The organism is Ignisphaera sp. (genome assembly GCA_038831005.1).
In the GTDB taxonomy this organism is placed as follows: domain Archaea; phylum Thermoproteota; class Thermoprotei_A; order Sulfolobales; family Ignisphaeraceae; genus Ignisphaera.
In genome coordinates this window covers 283,987-310,713 of sequence record JAWBKZ010000002.1, presented here as the reverse complement: position 1 = coordinate 310,713, position 26,727 = coordinate 283,987, and the positions used below count along the sequence as shown (strand labels likewise).

Sequence of the window (26,727 nt, the reverse complement as noted above, 5' to 3'; positions counted from 1 at the left end):
CTATATCACCAGTCTAGCTCCTCTATACTCTAGACCTTCTCTAATGCAGTAAGCTAGATCCCATGCATCTCTCTTTATAATTTCAGAAAGCTCTTCTCTTTTACTAGTTTTAATGTATAGATATCTCTGTCTAAGGTTTTCGAGAACAATAGATGCTACAGATCTTCTAGAATCTATATCTAGTCTGTCTTGTTGAATAGCTAGCTTAATCTTCTTAACGTTTATCACAAGAGGTTTATCTACCGCAATAGCTCTAAACATCTCAACAAAGTCTAGCGTTAGAGAAGGCTTTCCACTTTTAGGGGTATGGAGAACACCTAGATATGGATCTAGACCAGCAAAAAGAAGAGATCTTTCACATACGCTATAGAGAATCCCATAGCCATAGTTTAAAGCCATGTTGAATGGATCTCTAGACTCGTGGTCTCTACCCCTAAACCCTAGGCTATCTGGGAGTAGAGAGGCTATGGTTTGCCAATAGGCTTTAGCTGCTCTAGACTCAAACGACATGAGGATATCTCTATCAAGAATCTTTGGATCTAATGCTCTAAGTTCTGTAGCTATAGAGTCTATCTGGTAAGCAACTTCTCTTAAGCTTGGCTCTCTATAGTTTTTCGCTAGATATCTTATAAGCTCTACTTGGTTAACTATCTTGGTATAGACAATCTCTTTAGCCAGCTTCCTGCCGTAGTCTTCTTGAAACAACATGTACTGAGAAACTCTTACAGCAACAGTTTTGTTTATATATGGTGGGTATAGGCGTGCTATAGGCATTCCATTGAAGTCTAGAAAGACAAAGTCAATACCTCTTCTAGCAGCAACTCTAATAGCTTTAGAGGATATACTAACCCTTGAAGAAGCTACAACTACACAATCTATATCTGGAGGTATAAGGATTTTCTCCTTAGAGTCTCCTTTAACAACATAGATACCTCCTCTCCTACACACAACTCTAGAGCCAGGAGAAGCTATAGTGAAAATCTTCATCTCTTTCCACCACAAAAAACAGAATAGGGACAACTAGAGTAACAGTTATCTGGTATAGGTGGCTCTTCACCATGCTCTAAGATCATTGCCACTCTATCTCTAGCTTCTAGAAAAGCTCTTCTAAGGTTATCATCAATTCTTACAATTCTCCAACTTAAAACAGGATTATCACCATCAACAATACCTATATAGAGAGCTACAGCAAAATCAACTGGATGACCAATCCAACTCTCTATAGCTAGAGCATATCCAGCTAAAGCTATCTCCTTTCTCTCAAAAACCCTCTCGCTCACAGACGCAAGAGAAATATCAACAGGTAGAAAACCAACAAGAAGATCAGGTTTAACAAAATCAGATAAACCAATAGCTGCTCCAGGAATCATAGGCTCAACAGATATAGGGACACCATCCTCATTAGAGTACATAGCTAGCGATAAAGCCTTCCTAAACAACTTCCTAAAGAAACTCCTATAACCTCTAAGCATTGGATCAAAACCATGAAACATTTTCTCAAAACCTCTAACAATATCAACAACATCTCTATCCCTAAACCTAAAAGGATAGAGAAAAACATCATGAACAGCTCTACCAAAAACAAAAACACCTCCATCAACCCTAACCCTAACAACCCTCCTAAGCCAAACATCCCTCTTACTAGGACAAGGACTAGAAACATCAGAGATACTGGGCCTAGCCAAAAACCTAGAACCAACAACATCAAACCTCCAACCCCTAACATCAGCAACAACCTCACCACCAACAGACCTAACATAATCCCAAACCCACCTAGGAAACACAACAACCACCCAAACAAAAACAACACAAAAAACCAGATAAACATAACCCCGAACACAAAACCACTCACACCCAACTACAAAAAACAAACAATACAAAATAAACCAAAACAAAAACAAACATCTATTCTTTGCAAGTAATACTTTCAATACTTACTCATTAGAACACACAAATTCAATTCTTTTCATCACATCATCAGAACAGTTAAATAAACTCAACTCTTACCCATTAGAACAACCATTATATAAACCATCGATATAGCTATGTATTTTCTTAAGAAAAACACGAAAATATTTATAAACCCTAAAAAACACTAGTATATAAGTGTAAACACAAGAAACTCCCAAAAGGGAGTAGAAAGTATAATATATTAGTAGTATAATATAGATATTTCCTGAATATATGAAACTCCCAAAAGGGAGTAGAAAGTCTTGAGTAATTTGATATCGTGATAAACAGTTGCATCTATAGCTTGAAACTCCCAAAAGGGAGTAGAAAGTTTACAGTTGTAACAACAAGCTTCCATTCTCTGCATGAACCCCATGTGAAACTCCCAAAAGGGAGTAGAAAGGCATATCTCTCCCCTGTAGAGTTGCCACGGCTTGAACCTCGTCCTGGAAACTCCCAAAAGGGAGTAGAAAGATTTCACTAAGTATAGCTAACCTTGGCTCTACTTTCTCCTTAAGAAACTCCCAAAAGGGAGTAGAAAGATGTTATCACATATCCATCTAGTCTATCACCAAGTAGTGTTTTTGCGAAACTCCCAAAAGGGAGTAGAAAGCTATACTACTCTAGGATGTCTAGAACTAAAAACTCTTCCTCTCAAAGAAACTCCCAAAAGGGAGTAGAAAGCTTTATTTTATTAATTGCACATTCAATTACTCTGATAATCTCATCGAAACTCCCAAAAGGGAGTAGAAAGGTGTGTACATTAAGTTCAACAAAAAGTTCAATGAATTTCTTCAGGAAACTCCCAAAAGGGAGTAGAATGGTGAATTCTATTGATACTAGAGCTAGAGGTCTATGGCTTTGGCTTGATCTAGAGATAGAAGTAGAGTTATTTAACTGAATAGACTAGTGATCTAGGTTGATGAGTTTTAGTGTGTGTATGTATTGGGGGACCTATCAAGACTATATAGTTTCCGGATATGTTGTTTTCTTTTAGGATATTTTCGATATTGTTTAATGTGCATATGAATGTTTTCTGGTCTCTCCATGTAGCTCTATATACAATGGCTACTTCTGTATCTTTAGAGTATCCTGCTCTAATTAGTAGATCAACGATATTGTGTATACAAGAGCTGCCTAAGTATATTGCGATTGTTGAAACATCTCTAGCTGCTTGGAGAAGTTTAGCTATATCGTCTCTAATTGGTGTTCTACATGAAGGTCTTACTATAACTATAGTCTGGAGTTTTTCTGGTATAGTTAGAGATGTTTTTAGAACAGAAGCTGCAGCAGTCATTGCTGTTACACCGGGTATGATCTCGTAGTCTATTCCTGCTTTCTCGAGCTCACTTATCTCTTCTAGTAATGCTCCATAGATTGATGGATCTCCTGATTTCAGTCTCACAACAATTCTGCCTTCTCTAGCTTTTCTAACCATTATATCGACTATTTCTTCTAAACTCATTGCAGAACTTCTATAGATTTCGCATCCCTCTTTCACATACTTCAGTATCTCTGGATTTACAAGAGAATCAGCATATATAACTACATCTGCTTCTCTGATCACTTTAAGCGCTTTTAGTGTTATTAACTCAGGATCTCCAGGACCAGCACCAACTATATATACTTTGCCCATAGATATTCATCTCCTAGCTATAACTAGAGAAATATAGTCTTCATCTATAATATCTCTACCTATCACCTCATCTTCCGTAAAACACCTCTTCGCATAAACTATCCTGAATCCCTTTTGAGCTAGAGATTCTGCAGCCTTAGCCATAATCTTACCGCCTTTAACAACAACCACAGTATTGAAGTAGCCAACTACATCTCCTAGAGCCTCTACTCTAGCTGAGGGCACTATAGCTATAGCTTCATCACCTAAAGCAAGAGGCATTAAAACTCTATCAGCACATGCATATATTGCTGAAACCCCTGGCACAATCTCGATATACACATCATCTAGACATTTCATTGAAGCTAGTAGATGTGCCGATGTACTATATAGAGAAGGTTCACCTAACACAGCTATAGCTATACAGCTAAACTTGTGAAGAGCATTACAAACCTCTCTAGCTACTTTCTCAACCCAAGTCTTATCACCCATAGATACACTAAGTTTAATCACTTTAGATGCAATAGATATCTTCTCGACAATAGATAACGCTATACTGTCATCAACCTTACTACTCATAGGTATGAAAACCACTTCTGCTTCTCTAAGCCTATTCAATCCCTTAACTGTGATTAACTCTGGATCACCAGGTCCAAGACCAACTACATAAAGCTTTCTCAAGTCTTTTCACCAGCAATAATGAATACAGGATTGCCTCCCCTAAGGAATAACCCATAGCCTAGAGGCTCACCTCTAGCCACTTGAACCATAACCACCTCTAGCTTCATGCCAAGCTTCTTCATAATCGATAAAGCTGTATAAATATTCTCTAGCAGAGTTAGATTCAAAACAATCCTTCTACCATACCTCAATCTATCAAACGCTACAGCTATTATCTCATCCAATCTACCAGAGCTACCCCCAATAAATACAGCATCTAGCTCTCTAGGAAGTAGAGATAAAGCATTTGGAGCCTCACCATGTATAAACCTTATAACTCTATCCACACCAAATCTTGTAGCATTTCTTTTCGCAATCTCTATAGCCTTCTCATTTCTATCGATAGCATATACAACACCTTTAGAGCCAACAATATTAGCTAACTCGATAGCAATACTACCTGTTCCACAACCAATATCTACAACCACATCACCTTCTCTAATCCTCATCTTCGATATAGAGATAACCCTGACCTCCTCTTTAGTCATAACTATACCCTCAAGCTTATCAAACATTTCATCAGGTATACCATAGGTTCTATAGCTCCACATCAAGTCTCAGCCCTAGCCAAGATACCTCCATCATAACTGAATACCAGTATCTCGATAGTAGAGTTACTACACAATCTACGTAAATGGTTTAGAGCCTTTCTAGCCACATAGCTAAAGACAAGTGAAGCACTACTCCCTATAGTATCTAGAGCTTCTCTCACAGAAGAAGCTGCAGAAACCCTCTTAACAACATCTATATCTAGACCTACTGCAACACATGCATGAGTTAAAGCCTCTATTCTTGCATCACCTACTCTACTACTTGTATTCATTATACCAACACTTAGCTTCAGAACCTTAGAAGGCTGAATAGCTACAACTATACGAGAAAAACCTGCTTTCGAAGCTTCACTAACAGCAAATCCCACACTATCACCAACCTTAACTATAATCTCTGGACTGTATATCTGTGATGCATAATCGAAGGTTCTATTCCCTGTTGCTAAAACTATAACTGTGCTTCTAGATCTAACGATACTTATCTCTAGAGATATTCTATGTACATCATCTTCAGCACTCACTGGCCACTCGATACCCGTGGTACCTAGAATGGATATACCATCAACTATACCTAGAGACTCATTCAAAGTCTTCTTCGCAATCTCTTCACCATTTGGAACCTCTATAACTACATCTAAACCTATACCTTTTGCTACTTCTCTAATAGCTTCAATAATCATGCTTCTAGCTGTTGGCGATATAGCGCTTTCACCAACAGGTATCTGGAGACCTGATCGAGCCACAATCCCCACCCCTCTACCACCAACAACATTAACAATATCATCTTTTCTCTGCTTAACACATACAACAATAGAGATACCATCAAGAACATCAACATTATCGCCAGAAAACTTTCTAACAGAAGCACAAACACTATCACCATATACAAAGATCTGCTCTACAGGTATCTCTAGTCTAAGCCCCACAGGTGTTGGAATTGTTACAGAACTGGGCTTCACTCTATGGAGGAGAAATACTGTAGCTGCTTTAGCTGCTGCAGCAGCTGCTGCTCCAGTTGTTATACCGAATCTTTTAAAGAACTGAACTATACTCAAAGCCTATACCCTCTCTGAGTCACCATATAGTTTCTATAGATGATTGTCTTCGAAGAACCAACTATAATCGTTGTCCCCATATCTATATAGTCGCGATATTCAATCCAATCCTTTAGCCTAGTCACAAATACCTTCTCACCATCTCTATAAACATTTCTAGCAATACCGACAGGAGTATCGCTAGATCTAAACCTTGCTACAGTATTCATAGCCTGTTCCACAAGATCAAGTTTAACCGGATTATAGAACACTATAACGAAATCTCCTTTTGCAGCATGCTCTACCTTGCTCAAGATAACTTCTCTAGGGATAAGGATATCGCTTAAATTAATTACAGCAAAATCAGATGCTAGTGGTGCCCCAAGTTTTGCAGCAGCAGCTAAAGCAGCTGTAACACCAGGGATTATAGTTACATCAACATCTATACCGTTTTTAGCTATATATTCAAGCAGAATACCAGCCATACCATAGACTTGTGGATCTCCACCCGATACCAATGCAACTATCTCGCCATTTAGAGCATACTCTACTGCTTTTTTCACTCTCTCGACTTCTTCCCTCATACCATACTCAACAACCCTCTTATTCACTAGCACATCCCTAATGAAATCTATGTACCTTTTATACCCAAGCACTACACTACTTTCTTCAATAGCCTTGAGAACAGCAATAGTTCTAAGCTCTAGTGCTCCAGGACCTATCCCAACAACATATATCTTGCCTCTACATCTGTTTAACATACTCTACAACACCATTGAAAATAGCTACAGCAAGCGAACTTCCACCATAGCTACCTCGAACAGTTATACATGGGATACCAGATCTTATTAATCTCTCTTTAACTACTACAGCATTAACAAACCCCGGTGGTGTAGCTATAGCGAAGGGAATCTCGATTAAAGACTTGTTAACCATTTCTAAGACTTGTGAAAGTGCTAGTGGTGAATTACCTATGATAGGTATAAATATTCTGTATCTCGAAGCTGCAACAACCATTGATGCAGCAGTTCTAGCCATATTCATTTCTTTTGCTAGCCTAACTGTATCTTCATGATCTATAAACGTATACTTCTCTCTCCACCTAATACCTGAATAAACCATCTTAACATCTGTAACCACAGGTATCTTCTGATTAATCAAAACCTCTCTAGCTACATCTAGAAACCTTGGATGTATATAGGTATGGTACGCTAGATCAAGATTACCGCTAGCAAACACAACTCTAGCCATAACCATTTTCTCGAAATCGCTAGTCTCTATAATAGTGTTAAGCAGTAGATTGATTCTCTCTAGAGACTCTGTCTCTATTCTAGAGACATTCTTCTCGACAGAGAGAACCTTCTGCTTCAACATACCGATAGACCTATTTATACTGTTAGCTATCATAAGCTTAAACAGTGTTGTACTAGAGATAGGTGAGGTAATGTATAGATTGAAGATATATCCTTTCCACATAACCTTCATCCACTGATCAAACACAAGATTATCCATAAACTTACCCACTATATCGCGAACAACATGCTTACCCTTGGCTATGAATAGAAGAACCATAACGATATTCGTAACACCTCTCTCTAGAACTTCTTCCAAAACCTCTTCCCAGTGAGGAACAGACACATTTCCCACTTTTTCGTTATACGCTAAATGTATCTCTAGATCTTGTTCAACAATAAACATTTTCATAGATTCAATAACGTTCTTAAGATCTCTGTAGACCTCGATTGAGTTTGATCCATGTGCAATAACAATTATTGAGACCTTCATCACTACACCTCTGTGCAAGGCTCTATAACGAGAATTGTGTAAGCATCTAGATCTCTATCCATTGAGAGCATTTCCGAAAGCTTGAATTTAACCACATTTTCTTCTGAAAAAGATAGTCTCTGAAACATATATACAGTAGAGTCACAGACCATCTTCTCGCTTATCTTCTTAACCATAGCAATCACATCAACAAAATTTGTTCTAGGGTAGATGATTAGATATCTGTTTAGCCTAAGGATATCCTCTATAGATGCTAGATCATCTTCAATATTTTTAGATGAATGGAGAGATAGAACAACAGTATTACCTAGATCTATATGCAGTCTTGCAAGAGCTAGATTAACTGAAGAGACTCCCGAGATAATAATATGGTCTACTCTATACATTCTACAGAAACTGATTACAGTATTCATCAAGTTTCTCTCAGATACAAATGGATCACCTCTCAGAAGAAGACAAACATCTTCTGAACATGCTCTTTTCACAACACTCTCTACAAACTCATTTACACGTCTGCTATCTATCTCGATAACCTCTTTTCTCTCAACCAACCATCTAAATTGCTCTAGAATCTTCCTCCATGCAGCAACAGTAACACACTTAGCTATAGCCTTTAGAGCCTTGAGGGTTATATACTCAGGATCTCCCGGTCCTACCCCAACTACATATAAAACCATTAATGATCACGACACGAAGCCATAGCTATAGTAACATTCCTTCTAAACACACGTTTCCTAAATATGAGATGAGCCTTACCGCTACATCCATAGATTGCACAAGCTTCTGCAACACCTCTGAACCCATACTTAACTATATTTGGAGAAGGTGGTGTTAGACATATATCATCTATACTGTTTATCTCATCAAGTTTCACAAGCTTAAAAGGTACACCAAGAATATTGGCAGCTTCTTTAACTATAGGTTTTATAGAAACAATACATTTAATTGATGATAAACCTATATTTACTTCATCTAGAGCTTCCCTAACAGCTATAGCAACTTCATTTGCATCTGTATCGCTATGAGCACCTACACCTATAGATATTGTGTAAGGTTTACACCAAACTACTCTAGCATTCTCTAGATCAATATGTACATCACTATCTTTTGAACGAATAAAGAAAACATACCTACATTTACCACCATTAACTATGTATCTCCCTTTAACAATCGAGGGCATACTATCGATACCATATACACATATCTCTTCACCTCTCAGTAGAGCTGAATCAAGTATCTGAACATCATCAATATTCTCTATATGGCAGTGAAGAATCCTTGCCAATTGCTCAATACTTGTAACCCCTCGGGAATCTGAAGCTGTTGTTATAACAGGTTCTAGCTCAAGTATCCTCGATAACTCTAACGCAATCTCGTTTGCACCCCAATGAGCACCAATAACCGGTATCACGAATCTACCGCTAGGATCTACAACAATAACTGGAGGATCAATAGATTTATGTACAAGTTTTCCACATAGAGTTCTAACAGCAACACCAATAGGAGAAATAAATATGATTGCATCATAACACTTTAATAGATTATCAATATCGAAGCTCTTTATGGATCCGATGACTACTGGAACCCCATAGCTAGATATCTGAGTCCCAATGTTTTTCGCAATAGTCTTTTCACTATCTGATGTATATAAAATCGCCATTCCTCTCCAAAGAGTCTCCAGCAAATCTTATCAACCACACTATATGTGTACAGGCTAGCCATATATAACCCTATTCTATTTAACCCACACTTAACGCTAAATCTCTTTTCTTTATAGTTGATAGTGAACAGAACTATGAAGCTATATATTGTAAGCAATAGCTTTATATTCTGATTTAAATTCATCTGAAATATGGCTAGGGTAACCACATGATTAATACAATAGCGCTATCACAATCTTTAGCAGCATATACATTAACATTTAGAAAACTATCGCCAGACATTCTTGCCTCTCTAAGAACAAAACATAGAGACCTCTATAAAGCTATGTGTAGCAATGGAATTAGCTGTGTAGTTCTATCAACATGTCTAAGATTCGAAGTCTATATACATACAGAAGGAGAGGATAGATGGAGCTTTGTAGAAAAAAATCTAGAGAATATGTTAGAAGAATACAAGATTTACATAGATAAGCATGTGGGTATTGATGCCATAAGATATTTATTTGAAGTTTCATCAGGACTTCATTCACAAATTGTTGGTGAATGGGAGATACTTGAGCAAGTTGAAGAAGCACTAAAACGCTCTATAGAGTTTTCTTGTAGCTCATGGCTTCTCGAAAAATTGTTTCGAAAAGCTGTTGATGTTGGACGAAAAGTTAGGATTCAGTTCATGGGTCTAGAGACACATGAGAGAGGATATCCACAGATTGGTATCAAGATTCTGTCTAGAGCTCTAGGTGATTTAAACGATAAGAAGCTTATGTTCATAGGCTCTGGTCATGCAATTCGTAGAGCTATTAGATATCTCATGAACTACTACAGACCTTCCATAGTTGTGGTTTTTAGCGAAGACATCAATAAGGCTACCAGTATCTGTAGCATGTATGGAGAAAGCTGCATACCGCTTCCATTTAGCGAACTAGCTGAATGGCTAACGAAAATCGATGGAATATTTATAGCTATCTCAAATCTTGGTAATGAATACTTAAACAAGATAAGACAAGTTGTTGAATCTCTGAAAATACCTGTGGTTGATGTTTCATTACCTCCTATAGTAAAAGAGACTCATGAAAATGTATACACTTTCTATGATATTCAGAGATATGCTGAAGAAGCTAACGAGACTGCTGTCTCATGTATAGACAAGATAAAACAGACAATAGATAGAGAGGTAGAGGCTTTTCTACTGAGTATAGCTAGAGACATGGTGGCAAATCGCTTAGCATCAATAATGAAGGCTGCTGAAGTACTAGCTATATATTCTGCTGAAAAACTGGTTAAAGAGCTTAGAATATCTGAAGAGAGTAGAGAGATAGTTGTAGCTGCTTTCCGTAATTATTCACACAAAATCTTGATCCCATTGATAGATATCATGTTGCAGAAAAGCCTACAGAACGAGAAGTATGGTGAATACATGAACTCTATACTCACTCATTTCGAAAACAAGCTGAATTCTCTCATTGATTCGGTGAAGTAGATGAATCCTATATACACATCACTTAGATTCCCCTATACACGTCCACGTAGATTGAGACGAAGAGAGGCTATAAGAGATCTAGTGGCACAGGTTTCGATAGATCCAAGAAAACTTGTGCTACCTATATTCATAAACGATGGTGTATCTAGACCAATACCAATCAATGCTTTGAAAGGACATAAATACTATCCCCCTCAGTCAAAAGAACTAATAGAGCTTATACAAAGAGCTTTAGAGCTAGATGTTCACAGCTTTCTCTTATTCGGTATACCTTCGTTTAAAGATTCTATAGGAAGTGCTGCTTTCAGTAGAGAAGGACCTATACAGAAAGCTCTGAGATTCATCAGATCTGAACTAAATGATGAACCCATACTCTTTGCAGATCTATGTATATGTAGCTATACTGACCACGGTCACTGTGGACTAATTATTAATAAGAATGGGTCTATTGTCATAGATAACGATAGCACTCTTGATGTCTATAAGAAGATTGCTGTAAGTCTTGCTGAAAATGGTGCAGACTTTGTTGCTCCCTCTGGTATGATGGATGGACAGGTTAGAGCTATAAGAGAAGCTCTAGATAGCAATGGATTTACAGATATAGGTATCATGAGCTACTCAGTTAAGTATGCAAGTAGCTTCTACACACCATTTAGATTAGCCATGGATTCTAGCCCAAGGTTTGGAGATAGAAGGTCTTACCAAATGGATTTCAGAAATGCTGAAGAAGCTGTAAAAGAAGCTATAATTGATATTGAAGAGGGAGCAGATATAATTATGGTGAAGCCTGCGCTTATGTATCTAGACGTGATCTACATGCTGAAGAAGGTTCTACAGTATGTGCCTTTAGCAGCCTATAGCGTAAGTGGAGAGTATATGATGATAGAGCTCATGATAGAGAATGGTTATCTAGATAGAGATAGAGGTCTACTAGAGATAGCTACAGCTGTGTTTAGAGCTGGAGCCGATATAATGATAACATATCATGCACTCGATATAGCTATGATTCTTAGCAGGTGAACTAGATGAATCGAAGCGATAGAAGTTATGAACTGTATAGAGAAGCATGTGTATTATTCCCAGGTTGTGTAAATAGCCCTATAAGAGCTGCTGTAGAGCCTTATCCATTCTTTGTAGAGAGAGCCAATGGGGCATATATCTATACAGTCGATGGAGAAACACTTATAGACTATGTACTAGGCTACGGTACTCTGATTCTAGGCCACAGACATCCATACATAGAGAAGGTTCTAAAGAACCAGATAGAGAAAGGATGGCTCTATACTACCCCAACAGAAGCAGAAGTTTTGCTAGGAAAGAAGATCCAGAGCTATGTAATGAGAAATGGAATGATTAGATTCGTTAATAGTGGAGCTGAAGCTACACTACTTGCCATAAGGCTAGCTAGAGCATATACCCGACGTAAATACATAATCAAGTTTAATGGATGTTACCATGGTGCTCACGACTTTGTGCTTGTATCTGCAGGTAGTGCTGCTCAACACTATGGTATACCGACTAGCGAAGGTGTTCTAGAAGATGTTGCGAAATATACACTTGTAGCAGAATTCAATGATCTATCTACTGTAGAATATATATTCAGGAATATGGGTGAACAAATAGCTGCCATAATAACAGAACCTGTTCTAGGTAATATGGGTGTGATACCTCCTGATAAAGATTTCCTAAAAGGTCTTAGAGAGCTATGCGATAGATACAACTCTCTACTGATATTCGATGAAGTTATAACAGGCTTTAGGCTTGGATTAGGTGGTGCTCAACAATACTATAGCGTTTCAGCAGATATTGTTACACTAGGCAAAATAGTTGGTGGTGGTTTCCCTATAGGGGTTGTAGTGGCTAGAAAAGATATAGCATCACTTATAGCGCCTCAAGGAAAAGTATTCAATGCAGGAACATTCAATGCTCATCCAATCTCTATGGTCGCTGGCTATGCAACTATAGAGGTTCTCGAGAAAGAACCTGTACATTATTACGCTAGATTATCTGCTGAAAAGATTGTTAAAGCATTTCAAGAAGCTTCTGAAGAAAATAACATAGATATCCAGATAAACCATGTGGAGAGCATGTTCCAGGTATTCTTCATAGATAAGCCTGTGAAAAACGCTAGCGATGCTAGAAATAGTGATAGTGTATTGTATAAGAAGATGCAGATAGAGCTCCAGAAGAGAGGAGTGTTTATTGCTCCAAGTCAATTCGAAGCAATATTCACAAGCTATGCCCATGTAGATGAAGCTGTATCTAAAACCATAGACTCTATCCATACAGTATTTAAAACAATTAAGAATATGAGTAGCGGTTAACAGAATGAGAAAGATTAAGGTAGCTACAAGAGGGAGTAGACTCAGTTTGATACAAACTGATATAGCTATCAGCTACATGAAGCAGATGATTCCTGAAGCAGAATTCGAGAAAGTAGTTATTAAGACTGTAGGCGATATTGTTACTGATAAACCGATACACGAGATAGGGGTTGTTGGAGCATTTGAGAAAGATGTTGATAAAGCTGTATTGAATGGATTAGCTGATGTAGCTATACATAGTCTAAAGGATATACCTAGCGAAATTCCATACGGTATGGATATAGTCTTTGTAGCTCCGAGAGATAGCCCAAACGATGCCTTAATCCATAGATCAGGTGAAGTAGTTTCGCCTTACGATCTCCCTTCTGGTACAGTTATCGGGACATCTAGTCTGAGGAGGAGGCTACAGATTCTCTCTATAAATAATGAATTGATTGTAAAAAACCTCAGAGGCAATATCGATACAAGAGTAGCTAAGCTAATGAACAACGAATACGACGCTATTATAGTAGCTGAATGTGCTGTCAAACGACTTAACCTAGACATAAAATACTATAGACTACCAATCATACCCTTTACACCAGCACCAGGACAAGGCATAATAGCTGTTGTAGCTCCATCTGATAGCTGGATAGCTAGAGTTCTTAGAGACAAGTCAGATAGATATACATGGGCTATGATGAAATGCGAAAGAACATTTCTAGAAACACTAAGAGCTGGATGTAGAACAGCTCTAGGATTTGTATGTATAAGCCATCAATCTAACACACTTACAGCAGTAGCAAATGTATTTGTAGATGAGGGTAAAGGTATATGGATTCAGAGTAGATCAGATATAGATAAAGCAGAAAGACTTGGAGAAAGAATGGCTGAAGAAGTTAAGAGTCTTCTGAGTTGAGGAAATTGGGCAAAGTATATATAGTTGGTGCTGGTCCTGGAGATCCTGAGTTAATAACGCTAAAGGCGCTTAGATTGATCAAGGAGGCAGATGTTATACTATACGATAGACTAGTTTCTCCACAACTGTTATCATATGCAAAAGAGAGTGCTATAAAGATCTACGTAGGCAAAGAGCCTGGTGAAAGCCATAAGCAACAAGAAATCAATAAGATGTTGGTAGAATTTGCTAAAAGAGGTTTAACTGTAGTTAGGCTAAAGAATGGAGACCCTATGGTATTTGGACGTGGAGCAGAAGAATGTCTATATGTTGCTGAACATGGTATATGTTGTGAAGTAGTTCCAGGAGTCTCAAGCTTTCTTGCAGCTTCAGCTGTTTCTGGTGTACCTCTAACTGCTAGAGGATATTCATCGAGTTTTGCTGTTGTTACATCACATGAAGATCCAGCCAAAGGCTTTAGATCTGTAGATTTATCTAGAATAGCTAGTGCTGTAGATGTTGTAGTTGTGCTTATGGGTGCTAGTAGAGCTTATGAGGTTCTAGAAGAGATAGGAAAGATCATGGGATATGATACCCATGGTGTTATAGCAATCAATGTCACTCTACCTGGACAAACAATAATCAGAGGCTCTCTCAGAGATTTGATAAATATGGTTAGAGAGAAAGGTGTAGAGAGACCAGCTGTAATAATAGTCGGTAAATCTGCTAAACTTAGCGAAAAACTCTATAGTGTTTGTAGATGAAGTGCCGTATTGCTGTATTTTCTCCCGATACAAAGATACCTAACAAGCTCTTAGACATCGGTAGCATTCTCTGGCTACCGCTTATAGAGCTTGAGCCTATCGTTGGCTCATCTATAGAAGCAATCATGTATCTTAAGAGATGTCCTGTAGCAGTTGTTGTTAGCCCAAGAACTATAGGGATTCTGGTTAGAGATGCTGAAAATAATGAGTTGATTGATGTATTGATCGAGGCTATAAAGAGAAGCACAGTTGTTGTCATAGGTAAAGGAACTGCTGAAAGTATTCGAAACTATCTACAGATAGAGCCGCACATTATTTCCCCAAAACCTTTTACTGAAGAGTTGATGAAGTATCTAGAGTCTATGGGTATTAAATGTATAACTCTGTTTAAAGCTGAAGGTGGTGTTATTGATGTTGATCGATACCCTAGGTTGAGTATATATGTTGTTAAGGTCTATAGATATAGAGTTGTTGAAGAGAATCTAGAGCTTGTGAAGAAGCTTATCGAGAGAAGAGGTATAGATGTATTAGCTATAACTAGCTACACTATAGCAAAGATCTTGTGTAGAAAAGTAGAGAGCCTCAATAACCTACCTCTAGCTGTACTAGGTAGAACTACAGCAAAAGGTGTTGCAGAATTCTGTAGAGATGTAGATAGTGTTCTAGTTGGTGATGGAACTATAGAGATGTTTAGAGAAATCATCATGAACATATGTTCAGAAGCAAGAAGAGTATCTCGGTAAGGTTAGACAAATGTATATACCTCTATTCATCGATTTCTCTAACCTAAAGGTACTAGTCATAGGATGTGGTAGCGTTGGTTTAAGGAGAGCTTCTCTCTTTAGTAATGCTGGTGCTAAGGTTACTATGGTATGTAGAGAATCTGAAAAAAGGATTGAAGGAGTTGATATAGTGTCAATTGATATCAAGGAAAACGATATAGAGACCATTAAGCAGTTGGTGAAAGACCATCATCTAGTGGTGATAGCTATAGATAGTGAATCTCTTGCATCAGCTATAGCTAGAATAGCTATATCTCTAGGCAAACTGGTTAATAATGCTGTAGACTCTAGGCTAGGCAACACAATAGTCCCGTTAAGATTATCATTAAACGGTATAGATATAGGTATAACGAGTTACGGTATTTCTGTTGAAGCTCTTCGAAGAATGGCTAGAAAGATAGAGATACTTCTAGAAAGCGATATAGAGATCAAGACCCTCATATATATCTGTAGAGTATTGAAGAAATGTGTAAAGATTTTTGTTCAAAACCATAAAGAGCGTATGAATCTCTATAGATCTATATTTACAGATGATGAGTTTAATAGATATGTATCGAAAGGAGATACTGTTGCAGCATTTTCAAGAGCTATCGATATAGCTAGAGGTTTTGGATTTGAAATTAAGGAATGCATAGAAAGAGGCTTAGATCAAGACAACTAGATATATGTCTTTACAGACCTTATCTCCACTATAGATCCATTCTCTAGCCTAATGAAGCTATCCGCAATATCTCTATAAAGCTTCAGATTATGTGTTGCAATAACAGTTAAACCGCCTTTCATCTTGTGCTCTACAACCAGCTTACGAAGCTTATCCACAAACCTCTTAGCCAAACCTGTGTGAGGCTCATCTAGAAGAAGTATAGGTGGTGAATACATCAGTATCGATATTAGTGCCACTAACTTCTTATAGCCATAGCTAAGAGCGTAGGGCTTCTGACTCAAGATAGATGTGTTTAGAGAGAAATAGTTTAGCCAATAGCTTAGTCTATCAGCTATAATCTTCTCGCTACTCTCTATCTGTTTGATTGAGTACACAAGTTCATCATAAACAGAGGGATTGAAAAGCATTGCATCAGGATTCTGAAACAATATACCTATATACCTCCTCATATCTCTTTTCCTAAATATCGAAACATTATTTATAGTGACATCACCTTTGACAGGTTTGAGCAATCCAGCTAAAACCATTAATAGAGTTGATTTTCCAGCACCATTGGGTCCAGTAAGTATATAGATGTTACCGCTATATAGATACAGATCGATGCCTTTCAACGTGTACAAATCTTGTGATCCAGGGTATCTGTACCATAGATTCTCTACACGAATAGCTATATCCATTTGCTGTACACCGCTATAGCAATTGATAAAGAAAGAATTAGAAGAATATAGTCTAGTACATTCAATCTACTTCTAGTAGCGCTTCTTCCTCTATCAATATTATCCACAATAGTTCTAGACTCTATAGCTAGAACCATTTGTTGCGATAACTCGATACCGTGGAATACAGTATCACCTAAACAGGCTACAAGGATCTTCAGAAGATTTAGTCTATTCAGCTTCAGGGTTCTAGATGTTCTAGCAAGTATGAGAGAAGTTATATGGATAATGACTTTAGGGAGCAATAGAAATGTTGTTGTAAAGAGGTAGCCAAAGAATCTAGATATCTTGAATAAAGTCTTCGATACCCCATCTATACCTATAGCCATTATCAGCATTATGGATACTGTAGAGATGGTTATAGTGTTGAGTAGAATATGTAGTAGCGATAGAGCTATAGCAACAATATCGTTAAACAATATATAGTTAACAACAATTGCAGGCAAAGCAATTAGTATTAGAAACACAAGCAGATCTACGTATATATGTACAGTATCTCTAGGGCTTCTACCTATTAAGAGCATTACTGTAAACGATATGGATAATATAACCAGCTTGCTAAACACATCTCCATAGAGTGATGAAGATACTAGAAGTATAAACACAACTATAGCTATAACCACATTTAACCTCTTTCTAGGTCTGCTATATAGAGATTCGAGAACTTCATAAAGCTCATTAGCTATACTGTATAAGATTTCTGGAACACTCATAGCTATATCCTTAGGGAACTCTTCATAAAATCTGTTCTACGATTTTCTACGCATTATGTAGAGTATTATGTAGTAGATCGATATAATGACTAGAGACCCAAAGGCAGCTGAAACCATATAGCCTAAATAAGCATCTAGGCCTGGTACCATATATTCTCTAAATGGTGAATAGATTAAACCAGTAGCATTAACTATATCAGCTAGAGACTCTATATATTCTTCTGATTCAAGGATCTCCGGCAACACGATCCCAAAGATAGGACTAACCAAGATCAATAACGATAACACTATGATAATCTTTCTCGAAATCATGCTCTACCCCCTTCAAAGAGTATCGATGGATTTCTACTACGAATATATTCAGCAACACCCATAGTAATTAAGCCCTCTAGTGGCCCTAGTAATGCATGTGTTACAAACATTACCGTAGGAGTTATCCTAAGGTTATAGATATTTGACCCAAGTATTTCACCTGACAATCCCAATATAAATCCTGCTGTCAAACCTGTGAGTACTGTTGATAAGTATCCAGTAATAAAAGTTGCGATATAGAATGGAGCTCTAGTCTTCTTCAAAAATGTGTAGACTAGATAGCTACACCAAACACCTATAACTCCAGCTGAAATTATGTTTGCACCAAATGCCGTTATCCCACCATCATGAAATATAAATGTCTGGACAGCGAGTACTGTAGCCATAACTATAAGCCCGCCAAGAGGTCCTGAGACAATACCTGCTAGTCCACCGCCAACGAAATGTAGAGTTGAGCCACCTGGTACAGGCCATTTAATTAATTGAGCAACAAATATTGAGCTAGCTAATCCAGCAATCTTAGCTATCTCGAATTCTGAAACCATGCTTCTGTATCTCATTATGGTGTAGCTTAGTATAAGTATAGCTATTCCATATGTAGCGATTATTGTATATGGATCTAGCAGACCATCCGGGATATGCATATGTGGCCACCTAAGCCATATAGTCGTTTAGAAGAGTGTTGTTAATAAATCCATATGCACTAATCCTATACGCTAAGGTGCACAAGAAGCTTACATAGAATCTCGATATAAAATAGAACATACCAAGTGTTTCGCTAAAGAAATATCCCTAATTTAATTACCTAGAGGAAGTACTAGTACTACAACAATATAGTTGTTCTAGACAAGGTATAGCCACAAGGTATATACACATACTGTTTGTATAACATAGATGGATACATATCTAGGTGTAGAGACTATATAGATAAATACAGTATCTAGAAGCTATATATCATAATGTGTCTAGATCTAGACAGCATAAGGTACCACGAAATACTGTCTTCATAGAGCTAATGCCATTCACTATATAGAGATATGTCGACTAGAAATCTACAGTATATCTCCTACACAACTGGTTCTACAGAATCCTATAATCTTAGTCACTCTATAGATAGTTCTTCTCGAAACCCTCTAACCCTATCTATAGACTTGAAACATATATACGTATATATATTTATATAGAATCATCATTATTAACTGAAGGAGTATTCAGTATACCTCTTTAGTAAGATGCATTAGACTAGAAGATTGTTGTAAGCAACTATGCTGTATCTCTTCACAAGCTCTTACTGTATCTATTTCATAGATTGGTTATAGCTTGATGCTCTAGTTGTTGTGGATTAATCAATATCTAGACCTTTTTTTTTAGACCGTTTATTGAATATGTTTTTTAGATGATTATATATATCTTCAATTGTTTCAGTATCTTTATATCCTATGTAGAGTTCATTGTTTTGTTTACATATCTTTACGAAATCTCTTAGTAGACCCGCATGAGCTATCAAATTCCTCTCTAATATTCGTTGACTACGTTGTTTATCAGTATTTTCATCAGTTTTTAGTTCTGAAATTTCTCTATATTCTCTACATTCATTTTCTTTTATCTTGTCTTTACTTAAGTACTCTATGATACTGATTTCATGTTTAATTAAGTAGTTTAATGCAAAGTTAACTCTTGTGTAGATGTTTTCAGCCAGGTCTTTGAGTAGAGATAGTTTAAACATGATAATGTTTTTTGCTTGAGATATAGGATTCTGATTGATTTCGTATATAGGATTCTGATGCTTATCTATAAGATTCTTAACATGTGTACAAACAGAATCAGTTATCAGTAGACTCCATATAGTATTCAACTTAATTGATATACTTCTCTCGATACATTTATCTCTAATCTTCACGTTCTCTATCCACATATCCTTGATCTTCGATAAAAGTTCCTGAAAATCTTTAATACATTTACTATCACTACTACACCTATCATTACTACTTTCCCAGTAATTCTGATAATCATAGCATGAATATAGTAATGCTAGAGGTGATGGTGAGTAAAGTGATGCTAGAACATTATTGATGATGCGCTTGAGCTCGCTATCCATAACGCTACGAAGATTCTTTGTAGACTCATTATCTAAATTTTTATCGTTTCTTTTAGCTTCTTCAACACATCTACTATTCTTACTAAATGAATCAAAGTCTTTTAGATCATTTAGTCGAGGAATCTCTATTTCTGTAACCTGTTTCTCGAAAACTTTATTGACGTTTATCTTAGGCTTATCAGAGCCACTTTTTGGTGGATATGGATCTGAGTTGTATATCTCGAGAGATACATTAATGTTGTAGCGTAGCCTAAGAATTTGAGCAACAATTTCTGAAATCTTTGCTGTTAATACAGGTGAGTAGTTTATACCGTGAGTTGAATCAAATACCACAATGATGTTATCACAATCTCTAGCTAGAGACTCATCTAGATTAGCCAAATCTTCACCTAAGTTAATCAGAGATAGAGCTACATAATCTTCAACACTACCAACAAACTTAAACAAACCACCAGGAGACCCCAAAGCCGGTAGTACTACAACTTTCACTACATTACATAGACTATCTATAATATTCTTATACCCAGCCCCTTCGAAAGATTTTCAAGAAGTTCTTTATAAACATGATCATAAAATTTAGATACATAATCAATCAACCCATGATAGTCACTAAAACAACCATCACCAAAACGATAACCATTTTTAATATACCTACAAACCACATTCCTACAAACACTACCACTACCTTCTCCACAAATCTTACTAACCCTATCAATATCAACAACACTATCTAAACCAAACAAATACACCCTTCTTACTGAAGATACGCCATATCCATCAACAATACGTTTAAGCAACACCATAAGCGAACAACAAGTACATAAAGAAGCACCATCAACATGATAATTAGCATCACCCCAATAAGCCGGCTGACCCCACGTAGCTAAAACAACAAAACAAACCACACCAACCACCAAAACAAAACAAAAACCAAAGTATATAAACATTAAACATTAGATCACCAAATACAAACATCTATTCTTTGCAAGTAATACTTTCAATACTTACTCATTAGAACATATAAATTCAATTCTTTTCATCACATCATCAGAACATCTACATCAGCTCAACTCTTACCCATTAGAACAACCATTTTATAAATCATCAATATAGCTATGAATCTTCTGATTAAATTCATAAAAATATTTATAAACCCTAAAAAACACAAATATATAAGTGTAAACACAAGAAACTCCCAAAAGGGAGTAGAAAGTAGAAGTAGATAGTTTGTTATTTTTGAGTATTATTGCTAATGAAACTCCCAAAAGGGAGTAGAAAGTTCTAAAGTGTAGAGATGGATACATATATATACCCATTGGTGCTGGAAACTCCCAAAAGGGAGTAGAAAGTGGTATACGAAGGGTTTCCGCCGCCCTTGACCGGGAGCACAGTATTGAAACTCCCAAAAGGGAGTAGAAAGAGTTGAAGAAATTGTATCAACAATAATAACAGATGATCATAGAAAGAAACTCCCAAAAGGGAGTAGAAAGTCTGGCTTATTATTGCACCATCCTCTTTGAAGCTAAGTACAACAGGAAACTCCCAAAAGGGAGTAGAAAGGCATTTACAATTACTTGATGTTCTGAGAGACTCGCTATTGTTTTGAAACTCCCAAAAGGGAGTAGAAAGAGATCACTCAATTGTTCGAGTAGCTCTGGGTTTTCTTGCTCGAAACTCCCAAAAGGGAGTAGAAAGAAATCAGATAAAACAGCAATAATTGTTGATGTGCCATACTTATTGAAACTCCCAAAAGGGAGTAGAAAGTTAGAATTTTTTCCTTGTCTTCTGGTTTCAAGTTTTTCAATTCAGAAACTCCCAAAAGGGAGTAGAAAGACATCAATATTTTCAATCGTGAACATGTACTTTACAAATTCACTTTTGGAAACTCCCAAAAGGGAGTAGAAAGTATTTATCTTTCTTAATATTGCTTGATAGTATTGCACAAACCAGCTTTTGAAACTCCCAAAAGGGAGTAGAAAGTTAAACCAAGCGATAGAGCTCTATACGCTTCCTTTTCATCATTTCTTACGAAACTCCCAAAAGGGAGTAGAAAGTAGTAAATACTTGACCTTCCTTTGGACGCATTAGTAACTGAAAGAAACTCCCAAAAGGGAGTAGAAAGATTCAATTGTAACAACATCTAATCTAGATTCCTATACAGGAGAATGGGAAACTCCCAAAAGGGAGTAGAAAGGATATATAAGGTTTGCGGTTTGTTTTTTGTTTAACTGTTTCTTTGTTTGAAACTCCCAAAAGGGAGTAGAAAGACGTCCTACGCTCATCTGCGGTTTTTCTCGGTACATAGAAGTGAAACTCCCAAAAGGGAGTAGAAAGATGTTCTAGTAAACATCAGCATCTCTGCGCAATCAATTGGACTAAAAGAAACTCCCAAAAGGGAGTAGAAAGATAGCTCTACAAGATAGTGGGTTATCGACCATTATAGATTGGTATGATAGGGGAAACTCCCAAAAGGGAGTAGAAAGTTGTCGGTACTAGAATTGGATATGATTGAGAATATAATGGATTGTTGAAACTCCCAAAAGGGAGTAGAAAGTACAGAGAAATTCTAAGCGGTAGTGTGAATGTTGTGTTGTTGAGAAACTCCCAAAAGGGAGTAGAAAGCGATCACTCTTCTCAACAAGTATCCATATGTCCATATATGAAGAAACTCCCAAAAGGGAGTAGAAAGGACTTCATAGTAGACGTCTTGGCAGGAATCGTAGAGAAAACAACAGATAGAAACTCCCAAAAGGGAGTAGAAAGATATGTTAGAAACTTTGTATCCCCTATTGCAATTGTCTTCAGATTAAGGAAACTCCCAAAAGGGAGTAGAAAGGTGTGATATCAATTTGATATCACAGATGATATCAATTTGATATCCGAAACTCCCAAAAGGGAGTAGAAAGTTTTTTGTTACAAATTCTACAAATTCTTCGTACGTTAGGGCGAAACTCCCAAAAGGGAGTAGAAAGTATGCATTAACATATCATCATCAATTACTTCGTTTTCTGCTAACATAGAAACTCCCAAAAGGGAGTAGAAAGTGAGAATGTACTTGATTAACGCATTTAATGCAACATCGTAGTAGTTGAAACTCCCAAAAGGGAGTAGAAAGCTAATGGAGGGAGCTGGTCTAATAAAGGTTGAGCCAAATCCCGAGAAACTCCCAAAAGGGAGTAGAAAGTTTCCAATACTTTCTCTATTTCAGTATCAGGGATATTGTATTTAAATGAAACTCCCAAAAGGGAGTAGAAAGATGCTAAACTCTCTAATCTCAATATAGTCTTTCCTGAATATAAAAAGAAACTCCCAAAAGGGAGTAGAAAGCTTCCATGATTCTTGTTGGGTCCTTTGGATAATCAAATATTGATTGAAACTCCCAAAAGGGAGTAGAAAGAGGTGCATTCAGATTTCTTCTATATTCCTCTCTAAGTATCTTCATTGAAACTCCCAAAAGGGAGTAGAAAGGGAAAAACTTTATCCATTGGCAATGGATTGTTATGAGACTTTCTTAAGAAACTCCCAAAAGGGAGTAGAAAGACAAATCTAGCTAGGTCACGAGTAATATTTTCATATAATCCCCTCAGGAAACTCCCAAAAGGGAGTAGAAAGGCCTGGAGGTACACCGCCTAACAAAAACTATCAACAACAGAAACTCCCAAAAGGGAGTAGAAAGCAAATGACTTTGAGAAACCAGGTGTCTTTAGATTGTTTCTGTAATATGAAACTCCCAAAAGGGAGTAGAAAGCTTCTATTTCATATTTCTCTGCAAGTTCAAATAGTTCTTGACTCATGAAACTCCCAAAAGGGAGTAGAAAGATACTGAATAGATATATTTCTCCTATACCAACTACTGATATCGAAACTCCCAAAAGGGAGTAGAAAGGAGTCATCGTCAAGAACATAGCCATGAGGACAATGGAGTACTAGAAACTCCCGAAAGGGAGTAGGAAGCTCTAGTGGCTCTATTTTGCTACACTAGCTCTACCTCTTCTACTGATTCTATAGCTCTTTGTCTCTTCTTTCTATAGCTCTTTACATCTGCGCTATGCTTCAATACTTCTACAAATGTTGCTGCTGAAGCTAAAAGACCTAGCATCCCTATAGCTCTAAACTCTTTCTCAAATATATCTATAGCTCTGTATTCTTCTAGTTTTTGAAGCACTATATGGGGTATCCGGAACCCTGCTATCTCTATGCGAAGTAGCCATAGGTAAGCTATAGTTGCTATAGCTATAGCGAGTAGCTGTAGAATTTTCACCATTCTTCTATAGGGAGGTATATCTCCTAGACACATGATTAGTACTGGAACCAATATCACTAGAGTTAGTGTTGTTAGTGGCTCCATGTTAGGAACCTTATGTAGATTATATATCTCCCAAACTATTGTAGCTAGCTCACGAATAGCTACTGGAGCACCAACTATGATTGGAAGAATCTTCGGTATACCCCAGAACCTACTGTATCCATAGACCGTTGGGTGATATGTGACAGATACCATTAGATAGAAAAACATTATAGCATATATCACGATACCGCCAAAAACCATTAAGACAATTGCTGGATAGATAGCATAGATAGATGCTACAAGACCTAAACCAACCATGTAGACCTCTAGACGAGGCTCTAATGCAGCAATAATTGAGAGTAGCACATAGAGTCCTAGAAAACCTAGAGAATAGAGCGTATATATGATACTTTGCCAGAGGTACTGATCTTCACCAGTAAAATAGTTGGTAAGAGCAGCTAAACCATAGAGTATAGCTGAAAAGAGAGATATCATAGGTGGTGCATAGACATAGAGCTTAGGCTTCTCAAAATTCGACAAAACTCTACACCAAGTCTATCTCGATAGATCTAGGCTAAAAATCTATCGCTATAGAGATACAGTAATGGTGTATCTCTATCCCTATGATAATGATGACAGTGTATCTAGTCAATAGATCTACTTCAAATAGAGCTTGAGGCACTTAGTTCTAGAACCCTGGTTTACTGGATCTCGATAGGAGATTCTGGATAATCAATTACACTCTATACAGCATGGATACTGTACATCAATCTCTATCCAAAGACGCTTAGTTATATCGTTATGCTAGATTAGAGTTAGGTGTAGCATAAATGCTTTAGATATTGCTATCATCTGGTGCAATATTTATTGAGTAATCACCATGGGTTGCCAAAGATGTTTAGAGATACTATCTCTTTTAGCGGTTTTCGAGGTCTTGGTGATGGTGATTCTGAAGCTATACCTATTGTTATTAATGCTACAACTCTGTATCTATCCGGTATATTCAGAATCTTCTTGACTTCAGCTTCATCAAATGCACCGATCCAGCATGTTCCATAGCCTAGTTCTGTAGCTTCTAGAACTATATGCTCTAGAGCAATAGTTGTATCTATTATAGCCCATTTAGGTGATTTCTCTACATCAGCAAGACCAACTACTACACAAGATGCATCCTTTATAAAGCTCTGATTCCTACAAGCAGGTACAAGCTTCTCCTTGATCTGTTCATCATCAACAACTATGAAATGCCATGGCTGTCTATTTCCAGCACTTGGAGCCCATCTAGCAGCCTCAAGTATCTTCTCTAGATCTTCTCTCCTAATAGGCTCATGTTTATATACCCTAATGCTACGTCTCGAGAGTATAGCTTCATATACATCCATAGACACCACCAACAAATACAGAAACAACAGAAAATAAAAAATTAGCTATATCTACACAACTACACAAAGAAAGATACGTCAATTCCTAGACCAAGCCCTTCAGTATCTTTGACTCAAGCTTATCAGCTATATCGATTTCACTTGGCTCTAGCTCTCCCACCTCTATAACGCTCCACAACTCTGTATGTGTATTCACTTCACCTGGAGCTACTCTCCTCAAAGGCCCTAGAGTCTCTAGCTCTAGAAACAAGTTGTTTGTATAGATCTCTACAGATACATTGAAATCTGGATAAACAGCATCTACATATCTAAACATCTTGATAAACACATAGCCATCAACATAATAAGCTACCCAAGGAGGATTAGCTCTTACACCAATCTTAAGAGGCTTCTCTATAGAGGGATCCTGTACAACAACTATATAGCTATCTGTGAAAATAAGCCTCTTATCCGAAAGCCGTGTATATGGCCATAGAGCTACAACTCTATCAGGTAGAAGACTCTCTCTATAGAAAGGCTTTATAGGCACAATAGCAAATCCACCTCTCTTCATAACAGATAGAGCCCAACAAGAAAACTCTATAGACCATCTACCGATATTAGTCACCCTATGAACAACTTCAACAAAACCACTATTCCCCAAAGGCTTAAACACTATACTCTTCAACACATTATTCAGAAGCTCTGGATTACCCATCACCTCTACAACATCATCTCTAACCTCGATAGAGACAGGTCTATCATCTATAGAGTATGTTCTAGGCATAGACTCTGGAGCAATCCAGAGCCTATGTCCACCATATATCCTCCAGAAACCATCAACAGTCTCTACACCAAAATCAGGCAATACACTAAACAGATTAAGGTTAGGTCTATCTCTAGGAGCTAGATAAAGTACTCTAGGACCAAAATCCTCAGCAACACCTATAGCCATACCACCCATATAAAACACTCTAACCCTAAAACCATCAACATTCATCTCCATACCCATTGAACCACCTATAGATAGAAGTT

26 protein-coding genes and 2 CRISPR repeat arrays are annotated in these 26,727 nt (G+C 37.3%); of the genes, 7 read left to right on the top strand and 19 right to left on the bottom strand.

The genetic code is table 11. The features are described 5' to 3' along the window. The 10 genes from cas1 to QXK50_03180 form a co-directional block, all read right to left on the bottom strand. Entirely contained in the window at positions 1-987 is a 987-nt protein-coding gene (cas1, locus tag QXK50_03225) for a CRISPR-associated endonuclease Cas1 (GenBank protein MEM2008175.1), read from the bottom strand. After that, a complete protein-coding gene (gene cas4a / locus QXK50_03220; protein ID MEM2008174.1) occupies positions 984-1,784 on the bottom strand; it encodes a type I-A CRISPR-associated protein Cas4/Csa1 in 801 nt (266 codons plus the stop codon). Before cas4a ends, cas1 begins: the two co-directional genes overlap by 4 nt. Positions 1,785-2,118: 334 nt before the next feature. Beyond that, a CRISPR array of direct repeats spans positions 2,119-2,773; the repeat unit is 25 nt; unit sequence GAAACTCCCAAAAGGGAGTAGAAAG. Between the two features lie 66 nt (positions 2,774-2,839). Next, on the bottom strand, positions 2,840-3,586 hold the full coding sequence (gene cobM / locus QXK50_03215; protein ID MEM2008173.1) for a precorrin-4 C(11)-methyltransferase: 747 nt from the start codon (positions 3,584-3,586) through the stop codon (positions 2,840-2,842). Positions 3,587-3,592: 6 nt separating this feature from the next. Continuing rightward, positions 3,593-4,246, bottom strand: a complete 654-nt coding sequence (locus tag QXK50_03210) for a cobalt-factor II C(20)-methyltransferase (protein MEM2008172.1) — start codon at positions 4,244-4,246, stop codon at positions 3,593-3,595. Next, entirely contained in the window at positions 4,243-4,836 is a 594-nt protein-coding gene (cbiT, locus tag QXK50_03205; GenBank protein ID MEM2008171.1) for a precorrin-6Y C5,15-methyltransferase (decarboxylating) subunit CbiT, read from the bottom strand. The genes QXK50_03210 and cbiT overlap by 4 nt, the downstream gene beginning before the upstream one ends. After that, positions 4,836-5,891, bottom strand: coding sequence for a cobalt-precorrin-5B (C(1))-methyltransferase CbiD (gene cbiD, locus QXK50_03200; protein MEM2008170.1), 1,056 nt, complete (start codon positions 5,889-5,891; stop codon positions 4,836-4,838). Before cbiD ends, cbiT begins: the two co-directional genes overlap by 1 nt. Beyond that, positions 5,888-6,631, bottom strand: a complete 744-nt coding sequence (locus QXK50_03195; GenBank protein ID MEM2008169.1) for a precorrin-3B C(17)-methyltransferase — start codon at positions 6,629-6,631, stop codon at positions 5,888-5,890. Before QXK50_03195 ends, cbiD begins: the two co-directional genes overlap by 4 nt. Then, entirely contained in the window at positions 6,615-7,655 is a 1,041-nt protein-coding gene (locus tag QXK50_03190; GenBank protein ID MEM2008168.1) for a precorrin-8X methylmutase, read from the bottom strand. The genes QXK50_03195 and QXK50_03190 overlap by 17 nt, the downstream gene beginning before the upstream one ends. A 2-nt stretch (positions 7,656-7,657) precedes the next feature. Continuing rightward, positions 7,658-8,332, bottom strand: coding sequence for a precorrin-6y C5,15-methyltransferase (decarboxylating) subunit CbiE (gene cbiE / locus QXK50_03185; GenBank protein ID MEM2008167.1), 675 nt, complete (start codon positions 8,330-8,332; stop codon positions 7,658-7,660). Continuing rightward, entirely contained in the window at positions 8,332-9,339 is a 1,008-nt protein-coding gene (locus tag QXK50_03180) for a cobalamin biosynthesis protein (protein MEM2008166.1), read from the bottom strand. Before QXK50_03180 ends, cbiE begins: the two co-directional genes overlap by 1 nt. A 185-nt stretch (positions 9,340-9,524) precedes the next feature. Between QXK50_03180 and QXK50_03175 the strand changes: the two genes are divergently transcribed. The 7 genes from QXK50_03175 to QXK50_03145 are packed head-to-tail and all read left to right on the top strand — an operon-like array spanning position 9,525 to position 16,201. After that, a complete protein-coding gene (locus tag QXK50_03175) occupies positions 9,525-10,793 on the top strand; it encodes a hypothetical protein (GenBank protein MEM2008165.1) in 1,269 nt (422 codons plus the stop codon). After that, positions 10,794-11,813, top strand: coding sequence for a porphobilinogen synthase (gene hemB / locus QXK50_03170; protein ID MEM2008164.1), 1,020 nt, complete (start codon positions 10,794-10,796; stop codon positions 11,811-11,813). It abuts the gene before it with no gap. Positions 11,814-11,818: 5 nt separating this feature from the next. Then, positions 11,819-13,117, top strand: coding sequence for a glutamate-1-semialdehyde 2,1-aminomutase (gene hemL / locus QXK50_03165; GenBank protein ID MEM2008163.1), 1,299 nt, complete (start codon positions 11,819-11,821; stop codon positions 13,115-13,117). Between the two features lie 4 nt (positions 13,118-13,121). Continuing rightward, the gene (gene hemC, locus QXK50_03160; GenBank protein MEM2008162.1) at positions 13,122-14,015 is read left to right on the top strand and encodes a hydroxymethylbilane synthase; all 894 of its coding nucleotides are present in this window, start codon (positions 13,122-13,124) and stop codon (positions 14,013-14,015) included. A 5-nt stretch (positions 14,016-14,020) separates the two neighbouring features. After that, on the top strand, positions 14,021-14,758 hold the full coding sequence (gene cobA, locus QXK50_03155; protein ID MEM2008161.1) for a uroporphyrinogen-III C-methyltransferase: 738 nt from the start codon (positions 14,021-14,023) through the stop codon (positions 14,756-14,758). Beyond that, on the top strand, positions 14,755-15,501 hold the full coding sequence (locus QXK50_03150) for a uroporphyrinogen-III synthase (protein MEM2008160.1): 747 nt from the start codon (positions 14,755-14,757) through the stop codon (positions 15,499-15,501). Before cobA ends, QXK50_03150 begins: the two co-directional genes overlap by 4 nt. A gap of 10 nt (positions 15,502-15,511) precedes the next feature. Further along, complete coding sequence (locus tag QXK50_03145) at positions 15,512-16,201, top strand: bifunctional precorrin-2 dehydrogenase/sirohydrochlorin ferrochelatase (protein ID MEM2008159.1); 690 nt, start codon at positions 15,512-15,514, stop codon at positions 16,199-16,201. Here the strand turns inward: QXK50_03145 and QXK50_03140 are convergent. The 9 genes from QXK50_03140 to QXK50_03100 all read right to left on the bottom strand — a co-directional run bounded on the left by QXK50_03140 (position 16,198) and on the right by QXK50_03100 (position 26,704). Then, positions 16,198-16,881 carry an ABC transporter ATP-binding protein gene (locus QXK50_03140; GenBank protein ID MEM2008158.1) on the bottom strand — a complete coding sequence of 228 codons (684 nt, stop codon included), beginning with the start codon at positions 16,879-16,881 and terminating at the stop codon, positions 16,198-16,200. The genes QXK50_03145 and QXK50_03140 overlap by 4 nt on opposite strands. Then, positions 16,872-17,633, bottom strand: a complete 762-nt coding sequence (locus QXK50_03135) for a hypothetical protein (protein ID MEM2008157.1) — start codon at positions 17,631-17,633, stop codon at positions 16,872-16,874. Before QXK50_03135 ends, QXK50_03140 begins: the two co-directional genes overlap by 10 nt. A gap of 36 nt (positions 17,634-17,669) precedes the next feature. After that, positions 17,670-17,945, bottom strand: a complete 276-nt coding sequence (locus QXK50_03130) for a hypothetical protein (GenBank protein MEM2008156.1) — start codon at positions 17,943-17,945, stop codon at positions 17,670-17,672. Further along, positions 17,942-18,589, bottom strand: a complete 648-nt coding sequence (locus QXK50_03125) for an energy-coupling factor ABC transporter permease (GenBank protein ID MEM2008155.1) — start codon at positions 18,587-18,589, stop codon at positions 17,942-17,944. The genes QXK50_03130 and QXK50_03125 overlap by 4 nt, the downstream gene beginning before the upstream one ends. A gap of 698 nt (positions 18,590-19,287) precedes the next feature. Beyond that, entirely contained in the window at positions 19,288-20,532 is a 1,245-nt protein-coding gene (locus QXK50_03120) for a TM1812 family CRISPR-associated protein (protein ID MEM2008154.1), read from the bottom strand. Between the two features lie 17 nt (positions 20,533-20,549). After that, a complete protein-coding gene (locus tag QXK50_03115; protein MEM2008153.1) occupies positions 20,550-20,948 on the bottom strand; it encodes a hypothetical protein in 399 nt (132 codons plus the stop codon). Positions 20,949-21,231: 283 nt separating this feature from the next. Beyond that, a CRISPR array of direct repeats spans positions 21,232-23,997; the repeat unit is 25 nt; unit sequence GAAACTCCCAAAAGGGAGTAGAAAG. 19 nt (positions 23,998-24,016) lie between these two features. Beyond that, positions 24,017-24,871 carry a hypothetical protein gene (locus QXK50_03110; GenBank protein ID MEM2008152.1) on the bottom strand — a complete coding sequence of 285 codons (855 nt, stop codon included), beginning with the start codon at positions 24,869-24,871 and terminating at the stop codon, positions 24,017-24,019. Positions 24,872-25,206: 335 nt separating this feature from the next. Then, positions 25,207-25,713, bottom strand: a complete 507-nt coding sequence (locus tag QXK50_03105; protein ID MEM2008151.1) for a nitroreductase family protein — start codon at positions 25,711-25,713, stop codon at positions 25,207-25,209. 85 nt (positions 25,714-25,798) lie between these two features. Beyond that, positions 25,799-26,704 carry a hypothetical protein gene (locus QXK50_03100; protein ID MEM2008150.1) on the bottom strand — a complete coding sequence of 302 codons (906 nt, stop codon included), beginning with the start codon at positions 26,702-26,704 and terminating at the stop codon, positions 25,799-25,801. Between the last annotated feature and the right edge of the window lie 23 nt (positions 26,705-26,727).

Bases quoted from the DNA above. Each gene is read 5' to 3' on its own strand.
- cas1 (MEM2008175.1), bottom strand. From the start codon at position 987: ATGAAGATTTTCACTATAGCTTCTCCTGGCTCTAGAGTTGTGTGTAGG.
- cobM (MEM2008173.1), bottom strand. From the start codon at position 3,586: ATGGGCAAAGTATATATAGTTGGTGCTGGTCCTGGAGATCCTGAGTTA.
- cbiT (MEM2008171.1), bottom strand. From the start codon at position 4,836: ATGTGGAGCTATAGAACCTATGGTATACCTGATGAAATGTTTGATAAG.
- QXK50_03195 (MEM2008169.1), bottom strand. From the start codon at position 6,631: ATGTTAAACAGATGTAGAGGCAAGATATATGTTGTTGGGATAGGTCCT.
- QXK50_03190 (MEM2008168.1), bottom strand. From the start codon at position 7,655: ATGAAGGTCTCAATAATTGTTATTGCACATGGATCAAACTCAATCGAG.
- cbiE (MEM2008167.1), bottom strand. From the start codon at position 8,332: ATGGTTTTATATGTAGTTGGGGTAGGACCGGGAGATCCTGAGTATATA.
- QXK50_03175 (MEM2008165.1), top strand. From the start codon at position 9,525: ATGATTAATACAATAGCGCTATCACAATCTTTAGCAGCATATACATTA.
- hemB (MEM2008164.1), top strand. From the start codon at position 10,794: ATGAATCCTATATACACATCACTTAGATTCCCCTATACACGTCCACGT.
- hemL (MEM2008163.1), top strand. From the start codon at position 11,819: ATGAATCGAAGCGATAGAAGTTATGAACTGTATAGAGAAGCATGTGTA.
- hemC (MEM2008162.1), top strand. From the start codon at position 13,122: ATGAGAAAGATTAAGGTAGCTACAAGAGGGAGTAGACTCAGTTTGATA.
- QXK50_03150 (MEM2008160.1), top strand. From the start codon at position 14,755: ATGAAGTGCCGTATTGCTGTATTTTCTCCCGATACAAAGATACCTAAC.
- QXK50_03145 (MEM2008159.1), top strand. From the start codon at position 15,512: ATGTATATACCTCTATTCATCGATTTCTCTAACCTAAAGGTACTAGTC.
- QXK50_03140 (MEM2008158.1), bottom strand. From the start codon at position 16,881: ATGGATATAGCTATTCGTGTAGAGAATCTATGGTACAGATACCCTGGA.
- QXK50_03135 (MEM2008157.1), bottom strand. From the start codon at position 17,633: ATGAGTGTTCCAGAAATCTTATACAGTATAGCTAATGAGCTTTATGAA.
- QXK50_03130 (MEM2008156.1), bottom strand. From the start codon at position 17,945: ATGATTTCGAGAAAGATTATCATAGTGTTATCGTTATTGATCTTGGTT.
- QXK50_03125 (MEM2008155.1), bottom strand. From the start codon at position 18,589: ATGCATATCCCGGATGGTCTGCTAGATCCATATACAATAATCGCTACA.
- QXK50_03105 (MEM2008151.1), bottom strand. From the start codon at position 25,713: ATGGATGTATATGAAGCTATACTCTCGAGACGTAGCATTAGGGTATAT.
- QXK50_03100 (MEM2008150.1), bottom strand. From the start codon at position 26,704: ATGGGTATGGAGATGAATGTTGATGGTTTTAGGGTTAGAGTGTTTTAT.